This is a genomic window from Streptomyces sp. WZ.A104 (assembly GCF_002382885.1).
Classification (GTDB): Bacteria; Actinomycetota; Actinomycetes; order Streptomycetales; family Streptomycetaceae; genus Streptomyces.
The window spans coordinates 80,374-93,505 of record NZ_NWVL01000029.1 but is presented as its reverse complement, the minus strand read 5'-3'; the positions used below and the strand labels follow the sequence as shown (position 1 = coordinate 93,505).

The 13,132-nt window shown below is 70.4% G+C and carries 17 protein-coding genes and 1 tRNA gene; 7 read left to right on the top strand and 11 right to left on the bottom strand.

What is annotated here, in order from left to right; genetic code table 11:
* A partial coding sequence (locus CIB93_RS17685; protein ID WP_096627892.1) for an ATP-dependent RecD-like DNA helicase occupies nt 1-1,760 on the top strand: 1,760 nt, incomplete at its 5' end.
* Between the two features lie 103 nt (nt 1,761-1,863).
* Here the strand turns inward: CIB93_RS17685 and CIB93_RS17680 are convergent.
* Nucleotides 1,864-2,526, bottom strand: a complete 663-nt coding sequence (locus CIB93_RS17680) for a hypothetical protein (RefSeq protein WP_096627878.1) — start codon at nt 2,524-2,526, stop codon at nt 1,864-1,866.
* A gap of 47 nt (nt 2,527-2,573) precedes the next feature.
* On the opposite strand from CIB93_RS17680, the gene CIB93_RS17675 reads away from it, so the two are divergent.
* The gene (locus CIB93_RS17675; protein WP_014157168.1) at nt 2,574-2,762 is read left to right on the top strand and encodes a DUF5703 family protein; all 189 of its coding nucleotides are present in this window, start codon (nt 2,574-2,576) and stop codon (nt 2,760-2,762) included.
* Nucleotides 2,763-2,849: 87 nt separating this feature from the next.
* Here the strand turns inward: CIB93_RS17675 and CIB93_RS39430 are convergent, their stop codons facing one another.
* The 3 genes from CIB93_RS39430 to CIB93_RS17660 all read right to left on the bottom strand — a co-directional run bounded on the left by CIB93_RS39430 (nt 2,850) and on the right by CIB93_RS17660 (nt 5,513).
* Nucleotides 2,850-3,632 (bottom strand): chaplin, encoded by a 783-nt coding sequence (locus CIB93_RS39430; RefSeq protein ID WP_096627876.1) that lies wholly within the window; start codon nt 3,630-3,632, stop codon nt 2,850-2,852.
* Nucleotides 3,633-3,771: 139 nt separating this feature from the next.
* Entirely contained in the window at nt 3,772-4,005 is a 234-nt protein-coding gene (gene chpH / locus CIB93_RS17665) for a chaplin ChpH (protein WP_003970136.1), read from the bottom strand.
* A gap of 173 nt (nt 4,006-4,178) precedes the next feature.
* On the bottom strand, nt 4,179-5,513 hold the full coding sequence (locus CIB93_RS17660; protein ID WP_096627875.1) for a M20/M25/M40 family metallo-hydrolase: 1,335 nt from the start codon (nt 5,511-5,513) through the stop codon (nt 4,179-4,181).
* Between the two features lie 184 nt (nt 5,514-5,697).
* On the opposite strand from CIB93_RS17660, the gene CIB93_RS17655 reads away from it, so the two are divergent.
* Nucleotides 5,698-5,785: transfer RNA gene (locus tag CIB93_RS17655), tRNA-Leu, on the top strand.
* Nucleotides 5,786-5,873: 88 nt separating this feature from the next.
* On the opposite strand, the gene CIB93_RS17650 is transcribed toward CIB93_RS17655, so the two are convergent.
* The 4 genes from CIB93_RS17650 to CIB93_RS17635 form a co-directional block, all read right to left on the bottom strand.
* Nucleotides 5,874-6,113 carry a hypothetical protein gene (locus CIB93_RS17650; RefSeq protein ID WP_179500148.1) on the bottom strand — a complete coding sequence of 80 codons (240 nt, stop codon included), beginning with the start codon at nt 6,111-6,113 and terminating at the stop codon, nt 5,874-5,876.
* A gap of 87 nt (nt 6,114-6,200) precedes the next feature.
* Nucleotides 6,201-6,668, bottom strand: coding sequence for a hypothetical protein (locus CIB93_RS38890; protein ID WP_096627872.1), 468 nt, complete (start codon nt 6,666-6,668; stop codon nt 6,201-6,203).
* Nucleotides 6,669-6,748: 80 nt separating this feature from the next.
* A complete protein-coding gene (locus CIB93_RS17640; RefSeq protein WP_096627870.1) occupies nt 6,749-6,973 on the bottom strand; it encodes a DUF397 domain-containing protein in 225 nt (74 codons plus the stop codon).
* Nucleotides 6,974-7,027: 54 nt separating this feature from the next.
* A complete protein-coding gene (locus CIB93_RS17635) occupies nt 7,028-7,246 on the bottom strand; it encodes a hypothetical protein (RefSeq protein ID WP_257002234.1) in 219 nt (72 codons plus the stop codon).
* Between the two features lie 394 nt (nt 7,247-7,640).
* Here CIB93_RS17635 and CIB93_RS17630 point away from each other — a divergent pair, with 394 nt between their 5' ends.
* From CIB93_RS17630 to CIB93_RS17615, 4 genes are all read left to right on the top strand, one after another.
* Nucleotides 7,641-7,895, top strand: a complete 255-nt coding sequence (locus CIB93_RS17630) for a hypothetical protein (protein WP_096627867.1) — start codon at nt 7,641-7,643, stop codon at nt 7,893-7,895.
* The gene (locus CIB93_RS17625; protein WP_096627865.1) at nt 7,867-8,382 is read left to right on the top strand and encodes a DUF6879 family protein; all 516 of its coding nucleotides are present in this window, start codon (nt 7,867-7,869) and stop codon (nt 8,380-8,382) included. Before CIB93_RS17630 ends, CIB93_RS17625 begins: the two co-directional genes overlap by 29 nt.
* Nucleotides 8,383-8,396: 14 nt before the next feature.
* Nucleotides 8,397-9,245, top strand: coding sequence for a helix-turn-helix transcriptional regulator (locus CIB93_RS17620; protein ID WP_096627863.1), 849 nt, complete (start codon nt 8,397-8,399; stop codon nt 9,243-9,245).
* 278 nt (nt 9,246-9,523) lie between these two features.
* Nucleotides 9,524-10,462: an RluA family pseudouridine synthase gene (locus tag CIB93_RS17615; RefSeq protein WP_096627862.1), complete on the top strand. Its 939-nt coding sequence runs from the start codon at nt 9,524-9,526 to the stop codon at nt 10,460-10,462.
* A gap of 12 nt (nt 10,463-10,474) precedes the next feature.
* Here the strand turns inward: CIB93_RS17615 and CIB93_RS17610 are convergent, their stop codons facing one another.
* The 3 genes from CIB93_RS17610 to CIB93_RS17600 form a co-directional block, all read right to left on the bottom strand.
* A complete protein-coding gene (locus CIB93_RS17610) occupies nt 10,475-11,104 on the bottom strand; it encodes an MBL fold metallo-hydrolase (protein WP_096627860.1) in 630 nt (209 codons plus the stop codon).
* A complete protein-coding gene (locus CIB93_RS17605) occupies nt 11,104-12,189 on the bottom strand; it encodes an S-(hydroxymethyl)mycothiol dehydrogenase (RefSeq protein WP_096627859.1) in 1,086 nt (361 codons plus the stop codon). The genes CIB93_RS17610 and CIB93_RS17605 overlap by 1 nt, the downstream gene beginning before the upstream one ends.
* 116 nt (nt 12,190-12,305) lie before the next feature.
* Nucleotides 12,306-13,007, bottom strand: a complete 702-nt coding sequence (locus tag CIB93_RS17600) for a FadR/GntR family transcriptional regulator (protein ID WP_096627857.1) — start codon at nt 13,005-13,007, stop codon at nt 12,306-12,308.
* Between the last annotated feature and the right edge of the window lie 125 nt (nt 13,008-13,132).

The following is a 13,132-nucleotide window of genomic DNA, read 5'->3' as shown; positions in this document are numbered from 1 at the left end:
CGCCCGAAGCCACGGCGGCGGTGCGGACGGTGCTCGGTGAGGGCGGGGCCCCCGAGGCGCTGGCCCGCCCGGCCGTCGGCACCCTGGGCGAGCAGGCGGCCGAGCTGCTGCGCGCCGACCCCTGGCAGCTGCTGGCCGTGCCCGGCGTCCGGCCGGAGCAGGCGGACGGCTTCGCCCGGGCCCTGCTGGGCGCCGGATGCGGCCCGGACGACCGGCGCAGGACGGCGGCCCTGGTCGGCTGGGTGCTGGAGCGCGCCGCCCTCCAGGGCCACACGGCCCTGGACGCCGAAGCCGTACGGGCGGCGCTCGCCGAGCGTGCGGTCAGCGACCCGGACGCGGCGGTGCGGGACGCCGTGGAGGAGGGCGTCGCCCTCGTCTTCCAGGAACGGGAAGAGGAAGACGGAGAGGCCGGGCTCGCCGAGCCGGAGGCGGCCGAGGGCGAAGCGGAGGCGGCCCAGGAAGCCGGTCAGTCCCAGCAGCCGGTCCAGGTGCTGCTGGGCCTGGACCGCTACGCCCTGGCCGAGGAGAGCCTCGCGGACGGCCTGGCCCGGCTGGTGAACGCCTGCGAGAAGGGCGCCGACTGGGCGGAGGCGGCGGGGTCCGCCCCCTCCCCTTCGGCCGCCGAGCTGATCCGTACGGCCGCCTCGGCCGGGCTGGTCGTGCACAGCGGCGGCGAGGCGGCGCGGGCCGAGCCCGCCGCCCTGATCGCGGCGGCGCGCGGGCTGGGCCTGCGGGCCCTGGGCGCCACCCACAGCGAGGACGGCCGCCGACGGCTGGCGGGGGCCACCGGCAACCCGGACTCGGCGGTCACCCTGGCGGGCCTGCTGTCAGGTGCGCAGGGCCCCGGCCGGGACGCGGACGGGGCGCTCGCCCTGGATCTGCTGGTCGTGTTGGACGCCCCACAGCTGGACGTGGAGAGCGCCGCGGTCCTCGTCGAGGCGCTGGCCGACGGCGCCCGGCTGGTGCTGAGCGGCGACCCCGGTGTGCTGGGCTCGGCGGGCGCCGGGCGGGTGTTCGCCGATGTGCTGGCCGCACGTGCCTGCCCGCAGGTCGTCTCCCGCACCCCGGACCCCGGTCCCATCGGTGAGCTGGTCTCCGGCATCGGCATCGGTGAGCTGAGCCAGGTGGAGGCGCCCGGCAAGGAGGTGGTGATCGTCCCGGTCCGTGACGCGGGCGAGGCGGTCCACCGCACCGTTCAGCTGGTCGCGGACTCGGTGCCCCGGGCCTTCTCCATCCCCGCCGAGGACACCCAGGTGATCACCGTGGGCCACGGCGGGGCGGCCGGGACCCGGGTGCTGAACGAGGCGCTGAAGCAGCGCCTCAACCCCGGCCCCGGGCGGTTCGGCGGCTTCGACCCGGGCGACCGCGTGATCCATGTGCCCGCGCCCGGCCGTGCGGTGCCCGGGGTGGTGCGCTCGGCCGACGCCGAGGGCCTGCACCTGGACTGCGGTGGCGTCCCCGTCGTCGTACCGCAGGAGCGGGTGGAGTCGGCGGTACGGCACGGCTGGGCCCTCAGCGCCCACCAGGCAGCCGGAATGCGCTGGCCCGCCGTCGTCGTGGTGCTGCCGGGCGACGCGGCGCAGGGCCTGAGCCGACCGTGGGTCTACACCGCTTTCGGCCGGGGCGAACGTCATCTGTCCGTGGTGCACGGGGTGGACCAGGCGCTCGCGCACGCGGTGGCGCAGATTCCGGCCCCGGAGCGGACGACCCGGCTGCGGCCGCTCCTCGAAGCGCTCCCGACACCCGACGCGGCGTCCTGAGCGGACCCGGCCCCGGACAGCGGTGGGCCCCGGCGCGATGCGCCGGGGCCCACCGTCACGTCCGGTGCGAGAGGGAAGAGAACACCAGAAGCGGGTTTCGGCGTCAGGCGCCGCCCCCGGCCGGTCCGGCGAAGTCCTCCTCCGGCTCGTCCTCCTCGTCGAAGACCGCACTGACGTCGAAGCGGCAGACCACCAGCTCGGGTTCGGCGTCCTCGAAGGGCGCCGCGAGCCATTCGCCCGGTTCCGGAAGCGCGTCCGCGGCCGAGACCCAGAGGGTGGAGTCACCCTCCTCCAGGCCGAACTCCTTGTGCCGGGAGGCGATCTCGTCCGGTTCGTACTCTCCGAAGAGCACGCCGAGCGCCGCATGCACGCTGGTACCGACCACGGGGGCCGAATCCTCCTCGCCCGGCCCCGCGTCGAGGTCGGCGAGGCGCTGGGCCTGAGCGAGGAGGCGCGGGGGCTCCGCGACCGCGTAGTCCCGCCGGATCAGGACGCTGAGCGCGCTGGGCTCCGTGGGGCCCGCGTAGGGCGGCAGGGAGTCGTCCGCGCCGGGGATCTCGAAGGGGGTGACCTCGTCATAGCGGTCGTAGAGGAGTTCGTCGTAGACCTCGGCGGCAGCGGCAAGGGCGTTGAACGCGTCGTAGACGGCGGGGTCGTCGTCCCCGGTACGGCGTTCGACCGCGTCGAGGTGACGGTCGATCGCGGCTTTGACCGCTTCGGCGGCGGCACGTACCTCGGCAGCGGTGGGCTGCGCAGCATCAGACATAGTGCAGACGCTATCCGTACCGGGGCGCTGCCCGCACAATAGATGCGATGCCGGAATACGAATTCATCGACGTGTACGTGCCGCGCGGGGTGTCCCGCAAGGAAGCGGCCCGACTGCTGACCGACCACGCCGAGTACGGGCACTGGGAGCTGGACCGGCTGACGCTGCGCCTGGACGGCAGCCGCCGGGTGCGGCTGCGCAGACGGATCATCCGTCAGCTACGGGCCACCTGGTGACATGGAGCGGGCCCCGCAGCCGCGGGGCCCGCTCCCTGTTCTTCTGTCTGTACGCGCCCGGGCTTCTCCTGCCGTACGCGCCCGGTGTCAGGCCGCGCTGCGGGAGCGGCGGTAGAGCACCGAACCCATACCGGCCAGCAGCAGCCCGGCACTCGCCGGGATGAGCAGATCGAGCCCGCCGGAACCGGTCTGCGCGAGCTGCTCCTGCGGAATGTTCCGGGTCTCGGGAGCGTTCGGCTCGGCCGGCGGGTCGACCGGCTTCTCCGGCGTGACCGGGGGCTTCTCCGGCTCCTCGGGCGGCGGGGGTGGCACCTCGGCGTCGTTGGAGCAGCTGTTACCGAAGGCGGGGTTGAGCAGTCCGCCGATGGTGACGCTGTTCCCGCAGAGATTCACGGGGATGTCGAGCGGTGCCTGGACCAAGTTGCCGGAGAGGATGCCGGGCGAGTCCTGGGCGGTCCCTTCCGCCGAGGCGCCGCCCGGGGCCCGATGACGGCCGTTGCCGGGCTCGGTGTGCCGGTCCGTGGCGGTGGTGTCGCCCGCCTGGGCGCCGTTTCCGGAGCCGTCGGGCGCGGTGCGGTCCTGGGAACCGGCGGACCGGTCGGACTGCGCGGACCGGTCGGATGCTGCCGCTCCGTTTCCACAGTCGTTCCCGCTCGTGGGGTTGAGCAGTCCGCCGACGCTGACGGAGTTCCCGCAGACGTTGACCGGGATGTCGATCGGGACCTGCACCGAGTTGCCGGACAGCACGCCCGGCGAGCCGGACGCCGTACCGGCCGCGCCGGAGTCGGCGTGGGCGTATCCACCACTGAGCGCGAGCACTCCGCCCGCCGCCGCCATGGTGATCAGGCCTTTACGAGTGACCTGTCGCATAGGTTCGTTTCCTGCCTTCTGCCTTCCGAAAAACCCCCGGACATGACCGTGCGGGAGCCGAATGCCGAACGGTCCCGGAGTGCATGGAGTGCACTCCGGGACCGATCGAGCTCAAACCCTTACAGGTTGACGTTCAACGTCACGCGTTGACGCAGGTGTTGCCGAAGGCGGGGTTCAGCAGACCGATCACGGAGACCGTGTTGCCGCACACGTTGATCGGCACGTGGACCGGAACCTGAACGACGTTGCCGGACAGCACGCCGGGGCTGCCGATGGCCGCACCCTGGGCACCCGCGTCGGCCGAGGCCATGCCCGCACCCGCGAGAACGAGGCCACCCGTAGCAGCCGCAACTGCGACGACCTTCTTGATCATTATTCCTCCTAGTTGGAAATGCGGTCCCAGCCGCGGACCGCAAACCTTGTAACGAGGAGGGTCTGAAGGAGCTACGTGTGAACGGCTCGTTTCACTCGTTCGGACATATCCGCACAGGCGGACGATTCAGCGGCGACTCGGCGGCGAACCGGGCACGGTCGGCCGCAGGGCGGTCAGGAGTGGTCGATGAACCGGTCGAGCACCCGTACACCGAACTGGAGGCCCTCGACCGGCACCCGCTCGTCGACGCCGTGGAACATCCCGGCGAAGTCCAGCTCCGGCGGCAGCTTCAGCGGGGCGAAGCCGAAGCCCCGGATGCCGAGGTCGTCGAAGGACTTGGCGTCGGTGCCCGCCGAGAGCATGTAGGGCACCGCCCGGGCGATCGGGTCCTCGGCGACCAGCGCGGTCTGCATGGCGTCCACCAGGGCCCCGTCGAAGGTGGTCTCCAGGGCCTTGTCCGCGTGCACGTCCTCGCGCTTCACGTTGGGGCCGAGGATCCGGTCCAGGTCGGCGAGGAACTCCTCCTCGTACCCCGGCAGGTAGCGGCCGTCGACATGGGCGGTCGCCTGGCCCGGGATGACGTTGACCTTGTAGCCCGCACCGAGCTGCGTGGGGTTGGCGGTGTTCTGGAGGGAGGCGCCGATGAGCTTGGCGATGCCGCCCAGCTTGGCGAGCGTCTCGTCCATGTTCTCCGGGTCCAGCTCGGTGCCCAGCGCGTCCGAGAGCTCGTCCAGGAAGTGCCGCAGCGTCTTGGTGACCCGCACCGGGAACTTGTGGCGCCCCAGCCGCCCGACCGCCTCGGACAGCTCGGTGATCGCGTTGTCCTTGTGGATCATCGAGCCGTGCCCGGCGCTGCCGTCCACGGTGAGCTTCATCCAGTGCATGCCCTTCTGGGCGGTCTCCACCAGGTACAGCCGCAGGTTCTCGTTGACGGTGAAGGAGAAGCCGCCGACCTCACTGATGGCCTCGGTGACGCCCTCGAAGAGCCCCGGGTGGTTGTCGACGAGGTAGCGGGCCCCGAACGTGCCGCCCGCCTCCTCGTCGGCGAGGAAGGCCAGCACGATGTCGCGCGGGGGCTTGCGGCCGGTGCGCATGCGCTCGCGTACGACCGCGAGGGTCATCGCGTCCATGTCCTTCATGTCGACGGCGCCCCGGCCCCAGACACAGCCGTCCGCGATCTCCCCGGAGAACGGGTCGTGCGTCCAGTCCGCCGCGTTGGCCGGGACGACGTCGGTGTGCCCGTGGATGAGGAGCGCCGGCCGGGAGGGGTCCTCGCCCTCGATCCTTGCGACGGTGGAGGCCCGCCCCTTGTGCGACTCGAAGATCTGCGGTTCCAGGCCGACCTCCGCGAGCTTCTCCGCGACGTACTCGGCCGCGAGCCGCTCACCGGGGCCCGAGTGGTCGCCGTAGTTGCTGGTGTCGATCCTGATCAGGTCACGACAGAGGTCGACGACCTCCCTCTCGGCGTCCCCACCGGTGACGGCCTTGCCCGTGCTGCTCTCGCTCACGCTGGTTCCTTCCACTGTCGCTGTGGTGCTCCTCCTCATCCTCCCGCGCCGTCGGCGTACGCCCAAGACCGCCCATCGCCCGTCGTACGGCGTTCCCAGCCACGGGGGCGTGATCGAGCACCCTCGAATGTTTGCTATGGTTTTCCACGTCGGAACGGGCCAGGGCCCGCGAGACAGACACCTTGTCCGGGTGGCGGAATGGCAGACGCGCTAGCTTGAGGTGCTAGTGCCCTTTATCGGGCGTGGGGGTTCAAGTCCCCCCTCGGACACCAGCTAAGACCCCACTTCACGTGGGGTTTTTTGCTTTACCGGGCTGTGGCGTGACCAACCACGTGACCAACAGCCGAGCGATTCCCCAGGTCAGACCAGGGATGACAGGCCGAGTCGGCCCGCTCCGGAGGCGGCGAGCTTCCGCGCTCCGTCCTTACGTGAGTGCCCGTACCGGGCCATGGTGTAGCCCGGCGAGTGGTGCCGGACGTTCGCGGAGGCCCGGCGCTTCTGCTCCTGGGCCCGGATCTGCCGGGCGGTGGGCGGGTGCGCCGTCGCCGCCGGGTCGGCGGGCACCGCCGCGCCGAGGGGGCCCGACCGGATGTTGTGCACGTGACGGACGGACTTGGGGGGGCTCCCACAAACCAAGCAAGCCCCGGCCCATCAGCCGGGGCTTGTTTCATGTTTTCGTTGCCTCGACTACCCCAGCGGGCAGGGCGGTTCCGGACTGGAACGGTTCGGGGAGCACGTCACCAGTGCGACCGAATGGAAGACAGTTCCGTTCAGGTAGTGCCCCAAGGACACGTCCCCGCCCCAGGTCAGCTGTTCCACAGCAGCCTTCACGAGAAGGACCAGCCGAGTCACTTCCCGATCCGCTTCCGATGCGAACCGGGGTGCGAACTCCGCAAGTTGGAGGCCGAGCCATTCCCCAGCTTCCTTCGGTTCCTCCCACGTCCCCCGCACCATGGAGGCCGGTTTCATCAGCCAGTGAGCTGTCTGAATCGGAGGAACGCCCGTTGCCGGGAAGTCGGCCACCGCATTTCGGTAGCGCTCCCTCAACGCCTCCTCGATTCCCACGGGCGGGGCGTGCTCCGGCGGCGGTCGCCGGATGCTCTCGTTGTCGAACGCCTTCTTCTCTCCGACCCATGCGTAACCGTGGTGGTGCACTGCCGCTCCGTTTCGGGCAATGGCGACGGCCCCGCCCGTCGGCGTGTGGGCGGGGCCGTCAGTCAGGTGGTGCTCAGGGATCAGGCGGAGAGGTCGAACCGCGTGGGGTCGATGCCCGCCGCGTCCAGCTCCGCCGTGGTGAACCGCAGCGGCTCAGCACTCGGCCGCTTGCTGTCACCCATGGCCCACGCGCCCGGGCCGATCTTGGCGAGCGTCACGCACGCCTCACCGTCCGGGTGCGTGCTGCCGCCGCACGCCTTCGAGAACTCGGCTCCCTCGATGGAAAGCCCGTACAGGTCGGTCATCGTCGTGCCCTTCCTGATCTGCTTGACGGCCCCACACAGGGCCGTCCCCCGCCCCTAACGGACGGAAGCCTTTGTGACCCTCATGGCTTCGGCTATCTGCTCGACCACGTCGGCGGGGAGCATCCCCAGGTGCACGTACGCGTGGCCGTTGTGGGTGACGGTGGGCCGTATGCCGCTCCACGCGCTCTCGGGGATACCGAGGGCTGCCAGGGCCGCCCGGATTGATTCGGCGGCGTCAGTGGCTCGCGTCCGGCCGTCTCTCCAGGTCTGCATGTCCATCAGTGCCCGGTCCCGTGCATCCGCAGCAAGATGTTGCAGTCAGTAACGGTCGAACCGTCCCGTTCCATCTCAGCGGCCTTCCGGAGCTGCCCCAACCGCGCGCACTCGGGGCAACCCGGTACGGGTCGGGGCGAGGGGCGTTCCTTTCGCATAGGCAGCGCCACCGTTGGTTCGTGCCACCGATTCGGTTCCGTCTTCATCACGCCGCGCCCTCCCGATCGCTTCCGAAGTCGATGGAAGGACCCTAGGAAGTGAGCAGTCGTGGGCTCCACGAACTTGCATGGGCTTGCACGGCAATTTGCTTGGCTGGTAGCACTATTGACGCTGTCTCTGCTGCTCAGCCAAGCTCATGCAAGCCCGAGCAAGCACCTGGACCAGGGAGCCAGCCATGGCCGTAGAGTTTGTCGGTATCGACCCCGACACCGACCGGGACCACTGCCCCACCGTGTGGGCGGACGCGGAAGCTCAGGAGATCTTGTTGCAGGGATGGAAGCCGAGCCCCGAGACCCAGGCGGAGTGCGAGGAGAGCAGCCCCGCGAACGGCCCGGTACCCGACAGCGAAGCCATCGTCAGGATTCCGGCCCGAATGATCCCGATGATCAGGGAGGCATGTGATGCCGTCGAGCGCGCCCAGCTTCGCTGAGCTGCTTGGCCAGTGTGAGCGGTCCGCCGTCCACCTGGAGCTGCGAGACTCCTACGCCCCGACGGACCGGTTCGAGGCATGGAAGCGGGGCGAGCGGATCAATTGGGAGGACCGCGAATCCTGGTGGCACCCCTATGACCAGTTGATCACGGACACCGTGGCCCGGGGCGTGGCGATCCGCCGGGCCCGGGTGATCTCCGAGCCCGTATCGGAGTACATCCGCTGGGAGCACTACGTCACTCACGCCAACGTCACTGCGGGCGAGGAGGTCCGGTGGCTGCCGCGACGACAGACCACGAGCATCCCCCTTCCGGGGAATGACTTCTGGCTGTTCGATGGTGCGCTTCTCCGAGTGCACCACTTCTCGGGTGACGGCGTGGTGGTGGAAGACGAGATCACTGCGGACCCGGAAACCGTGAAGCTGTGCTCCCACGCCTTCGAAGCGGTCTGGGAGCGAGCGATCCCGCACCACCTGTACGAGATCTGACGAAGGCCAGCTCCATGCCCCCACACCCCTCTTCAAGCGTCCAGAAGGCCCGCGAAGACCTCGCCGGCCGTCTGCGCGAAATCCGGAAGGATGCGGGGATCAGCGGGCGGGAGCTGGCTGTCAGGTGCGGCTGGTCCGAGTCAAAGTCGTCCCGGATTGAGAACGCGAAGACCCCTCCCTCGGACGCGGACATCAGGGCGTGGTGCCGGGCCTGCTCCGCCGACGATCAGACCCCTGACTTGATCGCGGCAAACAGGCAGTCCGCCAATGCTCATGTGCAGTGGAGAGGGCTCCAGCGGAGCGGTCTCCGTCGCCTGCAAGAGTCCACCGGGGATCTGTACCAACAAACCAAAACGTTTCGGATCTACGTTTCCGACGTGATCCCCGGATTCCTCCAGACGCCCGGATACGCCGCTGCCCTTCTGTCGTCCATCGCGGACTTCCGGGGAACCCCCAACGACGTGAGTGATGCTGTGGCGGCCCGCATAAGGCGTAACGCGGTGCTGAGCAACGGCGTACACCGGTTCTCGTTCGTCCTGGAGGAGTCGGTGTTGCGGTACCGGCTGTGCGGCGCCGAAACCATGGCGGCACAGCTTGGCCACCTGCTCGGGGTTATGGATCTCCAGAACGTCGCCGTGGGTATCGTCCCGTTCTCAGCACAACGGACCGTGTGGCCCATGCCCACCTTCACGATCTTCGATGACACCAGGGTGCACGCGGACAGTCTGGACGCTGCTTCCACCCTCACGCAGCCCAGCCAGGTCGAGCTGTACGCCAGAGCCTTCGAACGGCTCTCACAGGAAGCTGTGCGGGGAGCAGCTGCACGGTCTCTCATAGCGGGTGCGTTGGCGTCCCTGGACTGAGTCCGGCGGCCAGCAGGAGGCTCTACCGCTCGGAGCTGGACCGGTTGGCCACGTGACCGACGTATGACCAACAGCGGTCCGAAACAGCAGGAAACAGGGGGGAAGCATGACCAACCAAGACTGTCAACTCTGTGCCCTATCGCTGGTATCCTCGCAGGTCACAGGACTAGTGGGCTGGTGCCCGAGTGGAGAGTTCACGTCCCCCTCGGACACCAGCAGGAGCCCCACTTCGGTGGGGCTCTTTTGCGTCACCGGGCGACTACGGAGAGGGGCCGCTGATGAGGGGCCGCAGGAAGGCGCCCGCCTCGCCGCTCCCGCAGCGGGACGGGATCGACCCGGTGCGCGTGCGGTTGCCGGAGGATCCCGAGGGGCGCTGGGGAAGCGTCCGGGAGCATCTTCTTGCGCGGTTCGGCGGGGCGATCGGGGCCGAGCGCGTCGCGGCGATGCTCCGTGAGGGGCGGTTCGTGGGGGCCGAGGGGGCGGCCGTACGGGGCGATGAGCCGTACACCGCCGGGCGGTACCTCTGGTTCCACCGGGACTTCGCGGACGAGGAGCCGGTGCCCTTCCCGGTCGGGGTCGTGTACCGGGACGCGCATCTGGTGGTCGCCGACAAGCCGCACTTCCTGGCCACCACGCCCCGGGGGCGGCACATCACGGAGACCGCGGTGGCCCGGCTTCGGCGGGAGCTGGGGCTGCCCGCCCTTCAGCCCGCGCACCGGCTGGACCGGCTGACGGCGGGGCTCGTGCTCCTCGTGGTGCGGCCCGAGGAGCGGGGCGCGTACCAGACGCTGTTCCGGGACCGGCTGGTGCGGAAGGAGTACGAGGCGGTGGCCCCCTACGACCCGGAGCTGGTCCTCCCACGGACCGTACGGAGCCGGATCGTGAAGGAGCACGGGGTGCTCGCCGCCCGGGTGGAGCCGGGCGAGGCGAACAGTGAGAGCCGGGTGGAGCTGGTGGAGCACCGGGGGCCGCTCGGGCGCTACCGGCTGCTGCCCGCGACCGGGCGGACCCATCAGCTGCGGGTCCATATGAACGCGCTGGGGGTGCCGATCGTCCACGATCCGCTGTATCCGGTGGTGGCAGCGGAGACGCTCCCTGAGGACTTCTCCCGGCCTCTCCAGCTGCTGGCGCGGGTACTGGAGTTCACCGATCCGGTCAGCGGGGAGCCGCGCCGCTTCGAGAGCAGGCTGCGGCTCTCCGCCTGGCCGGAGAGGTGAGGGGGGCGCGGCTCAGTGGCCGCGCTTGATCCAGTCGTCGAGCTGCGGGGCCTCGGCGCCGATGGTGGTGGGGTCGCCGTGGCCCGTGCGGACGGCCGTGTCGCCCGGGAGCGTGAGCAGCCGGTCCCGGATCGAGTCGATGATCGTCGGGAAGTCCGAGAAGGACCGGCCGGTGGCGCCTGGGCCGCCCTGGAAGAGCGTGTCGCCCGTGAAGACCGTACCGAGGCCGGGGGCGTAGAGGCAGACCGCGCCGGGGGCGTGGCCCGGGGTGTGCAGGACCGTGAGGGTGGTGCCTGCCACGGTCAGTTCCTGGCCGTCGGTCAGGGTGCCGTCGGGGGCGCGGTCCGGGTGGGTCCGCTGCCAGAGCGGAAGGTCGTCCGGGTGGAGCAGGATCGGGGCGCCGGTGGCCTCGGCGAGGGCGGGGGCGGCGTCGATGTGGTCGTTGTGCGCGTGGGTGCAGACGATGGCGCGCAGCGTACGGCCGCCGAGTGCGGCCTCGATGGCGGCGGCGTCGTGGGCGGCGTCGATGACGATCGCCTCGGTGTCGTCGCCGACGATCCAGACGTTGTTGTCGACGTCCCACTCGCCGCCGTCGAGGGCGAAGGTGCCGGAGGTGACCAGGTGGTCGATGCGGGCGGCCATCAGAGGACCACCACCGAGCGCAGGACGTCGCCGTCGTGCATCCGGGCGAAGGCCTGCTCGACGTCGCCCAGGCCGATGGTCTCGGTGACGAAGGCGGCGAGGTCGAGGCGGCCCTGCTGGTGGAGGTCGATGAGCATCGGGAAGTCGCGGGAGGGCAGGCAGTCGCCGTACCAGGACGACTTGAGCGAGCCGCCGCGGCCGAAGACGTCCAGGAGCGGCAGTTCGAGCTTCATGTCCGGGGTGGGGACCCCGACGAGGACGACCGTTCCGGCGAGGTCGCGGGCGTAGAAGGCCTGTTCGTACGTCTCGGGGCGGCCGACGGCCTCGATGACGACGTCGGCGCCGTTTCCGCCGGTGAGGGCGCGGATGGCCTCGACGGGGTCGGTGGAGCGGGAGTTGACGGTGTGGGTGGCGCCCATCCTCTTCGCCGTCTCCAGCTTGCGGTCGTCGATGTCGACCGCGATGATCTTCGCCGCGCCGGCCAGCCGGGACCCCGCGATCGCCGCGTCGCCGACGCCGCCGCAGCCGATGACGGCGACCGAGTCGCCGCGGCCGACCTGGCCGGTGTTGATGGCGGCGCCGATGCCCGCCATGACGCCGCAGCCGAGGAGCCCCGCGACCTCGGGGGCGACCTCGGGGTCGACCTTGGTGCACTGGCCGGAGGCGACGAGGGTCTTCTCGGCGAAGGCCCCGATGCCGAGGGCGGGCGACAGCTCCGTGCCGTCGAGCAGCGTCATCCTCTGCTTGGCGTTGTGGGTGTCGAAGCAGTACCAGGGGCGGCCGCGCAGACAGGCGCGGCACTGGCCGCACACCGCACGCCAGTTGAGGATGACGAAGTCGCCGGGGGCGACGTCGCTGACGCCTTCGCCGACCGACTCCACGACGCCCGCCGCTTCGTGGCCGAGGAGGAAGGGGAACTCGTCGTTGATGCCGCCCTGTTTGTAGTGGAGGTCGGTGTGGCAGACGCCGCACGCCTGGATCTTCACGACGGCCTCACCGGGGCCGGGGTCCGGGACCACGATCGTCTCGACCCGCACCGGCTCGTTCCTCCCCGGTGCGATGACTGCCTGGACCTGCTGTGCCATAACCCTGCTCTCCCTGCTCCCGAGCTTCGCGAAGATCGAACGCGGACCACCGTACGCCTCGGGGGCGGGTCCTGTGCCACGTCGCACGGAAGGCTCCGGGGGCTGCCGGACAGCGCCTACGGGGCGAGCACGTCCAGCTCGTGCAGGGCGCCGACCGCGATCTCCTTGGTGATCCGTTCGGCGGCCTCCGGGTCGCCCTCGCGGACCGCCTCGGCGAGCCGGACATGCAGGGTGACGGCGGCCGGGTCGGGATCCTCGAACATGACCTGGTGGTGGGTGCGGCCCGCGAGCACCTCGGCGACGACGTCCCCGAGCCGGGCGAACATCTCGTTGCCGGAGGCGTTGAGGACGATCCGGTGGAAGGCGATGTCGTGTTCGAGGTAGCCCTCCAGTTGCCGGCCGCGCGAGGTGGCGACCATGCCGAGGGCTCGCTCGGTGAGCTCGGCGCACTGTTCGGCGGTGGCGTGACGGGCGGCGAGGGAGGCGGCGACCGGTTCGATCGCGGAGCGCAGCACGGTGAGGGAGCGCAGCTGACGGGGGCGGTCGGAGCCGGCCAGGCGCCAGCGGATGACCTGGGGGTCGTAGACGTTCCAGGCCTCGGTGGGGCGGACGGTCACCCCGACCCGGCGGCGGGACTCGACCAGGCGCATGGATTCCAGGACCCGGACCACTTCGCGGACGACCGTACGGGAGACGTCGAAGCGCTGGGCGAGCTCGTCGGTGCGCAGCACGCTGCCGGGCGGGCACTGGCCGGAGGAGATCTCCAGACCCAGGGTGTCCAGCACATGTGTATGCAGCCCCTGGCTCTGTGTGGTCATGGGTCAAGCCTACGGGGCGACCCCCGGGAACAAAAAGTACGACGTATGCGTCACAGGCACTTGAATAAGTCGTACCTAATGGGTTTCAGTAGCGCGACGGACCGATGTCGAAGAAGACAGCGAGG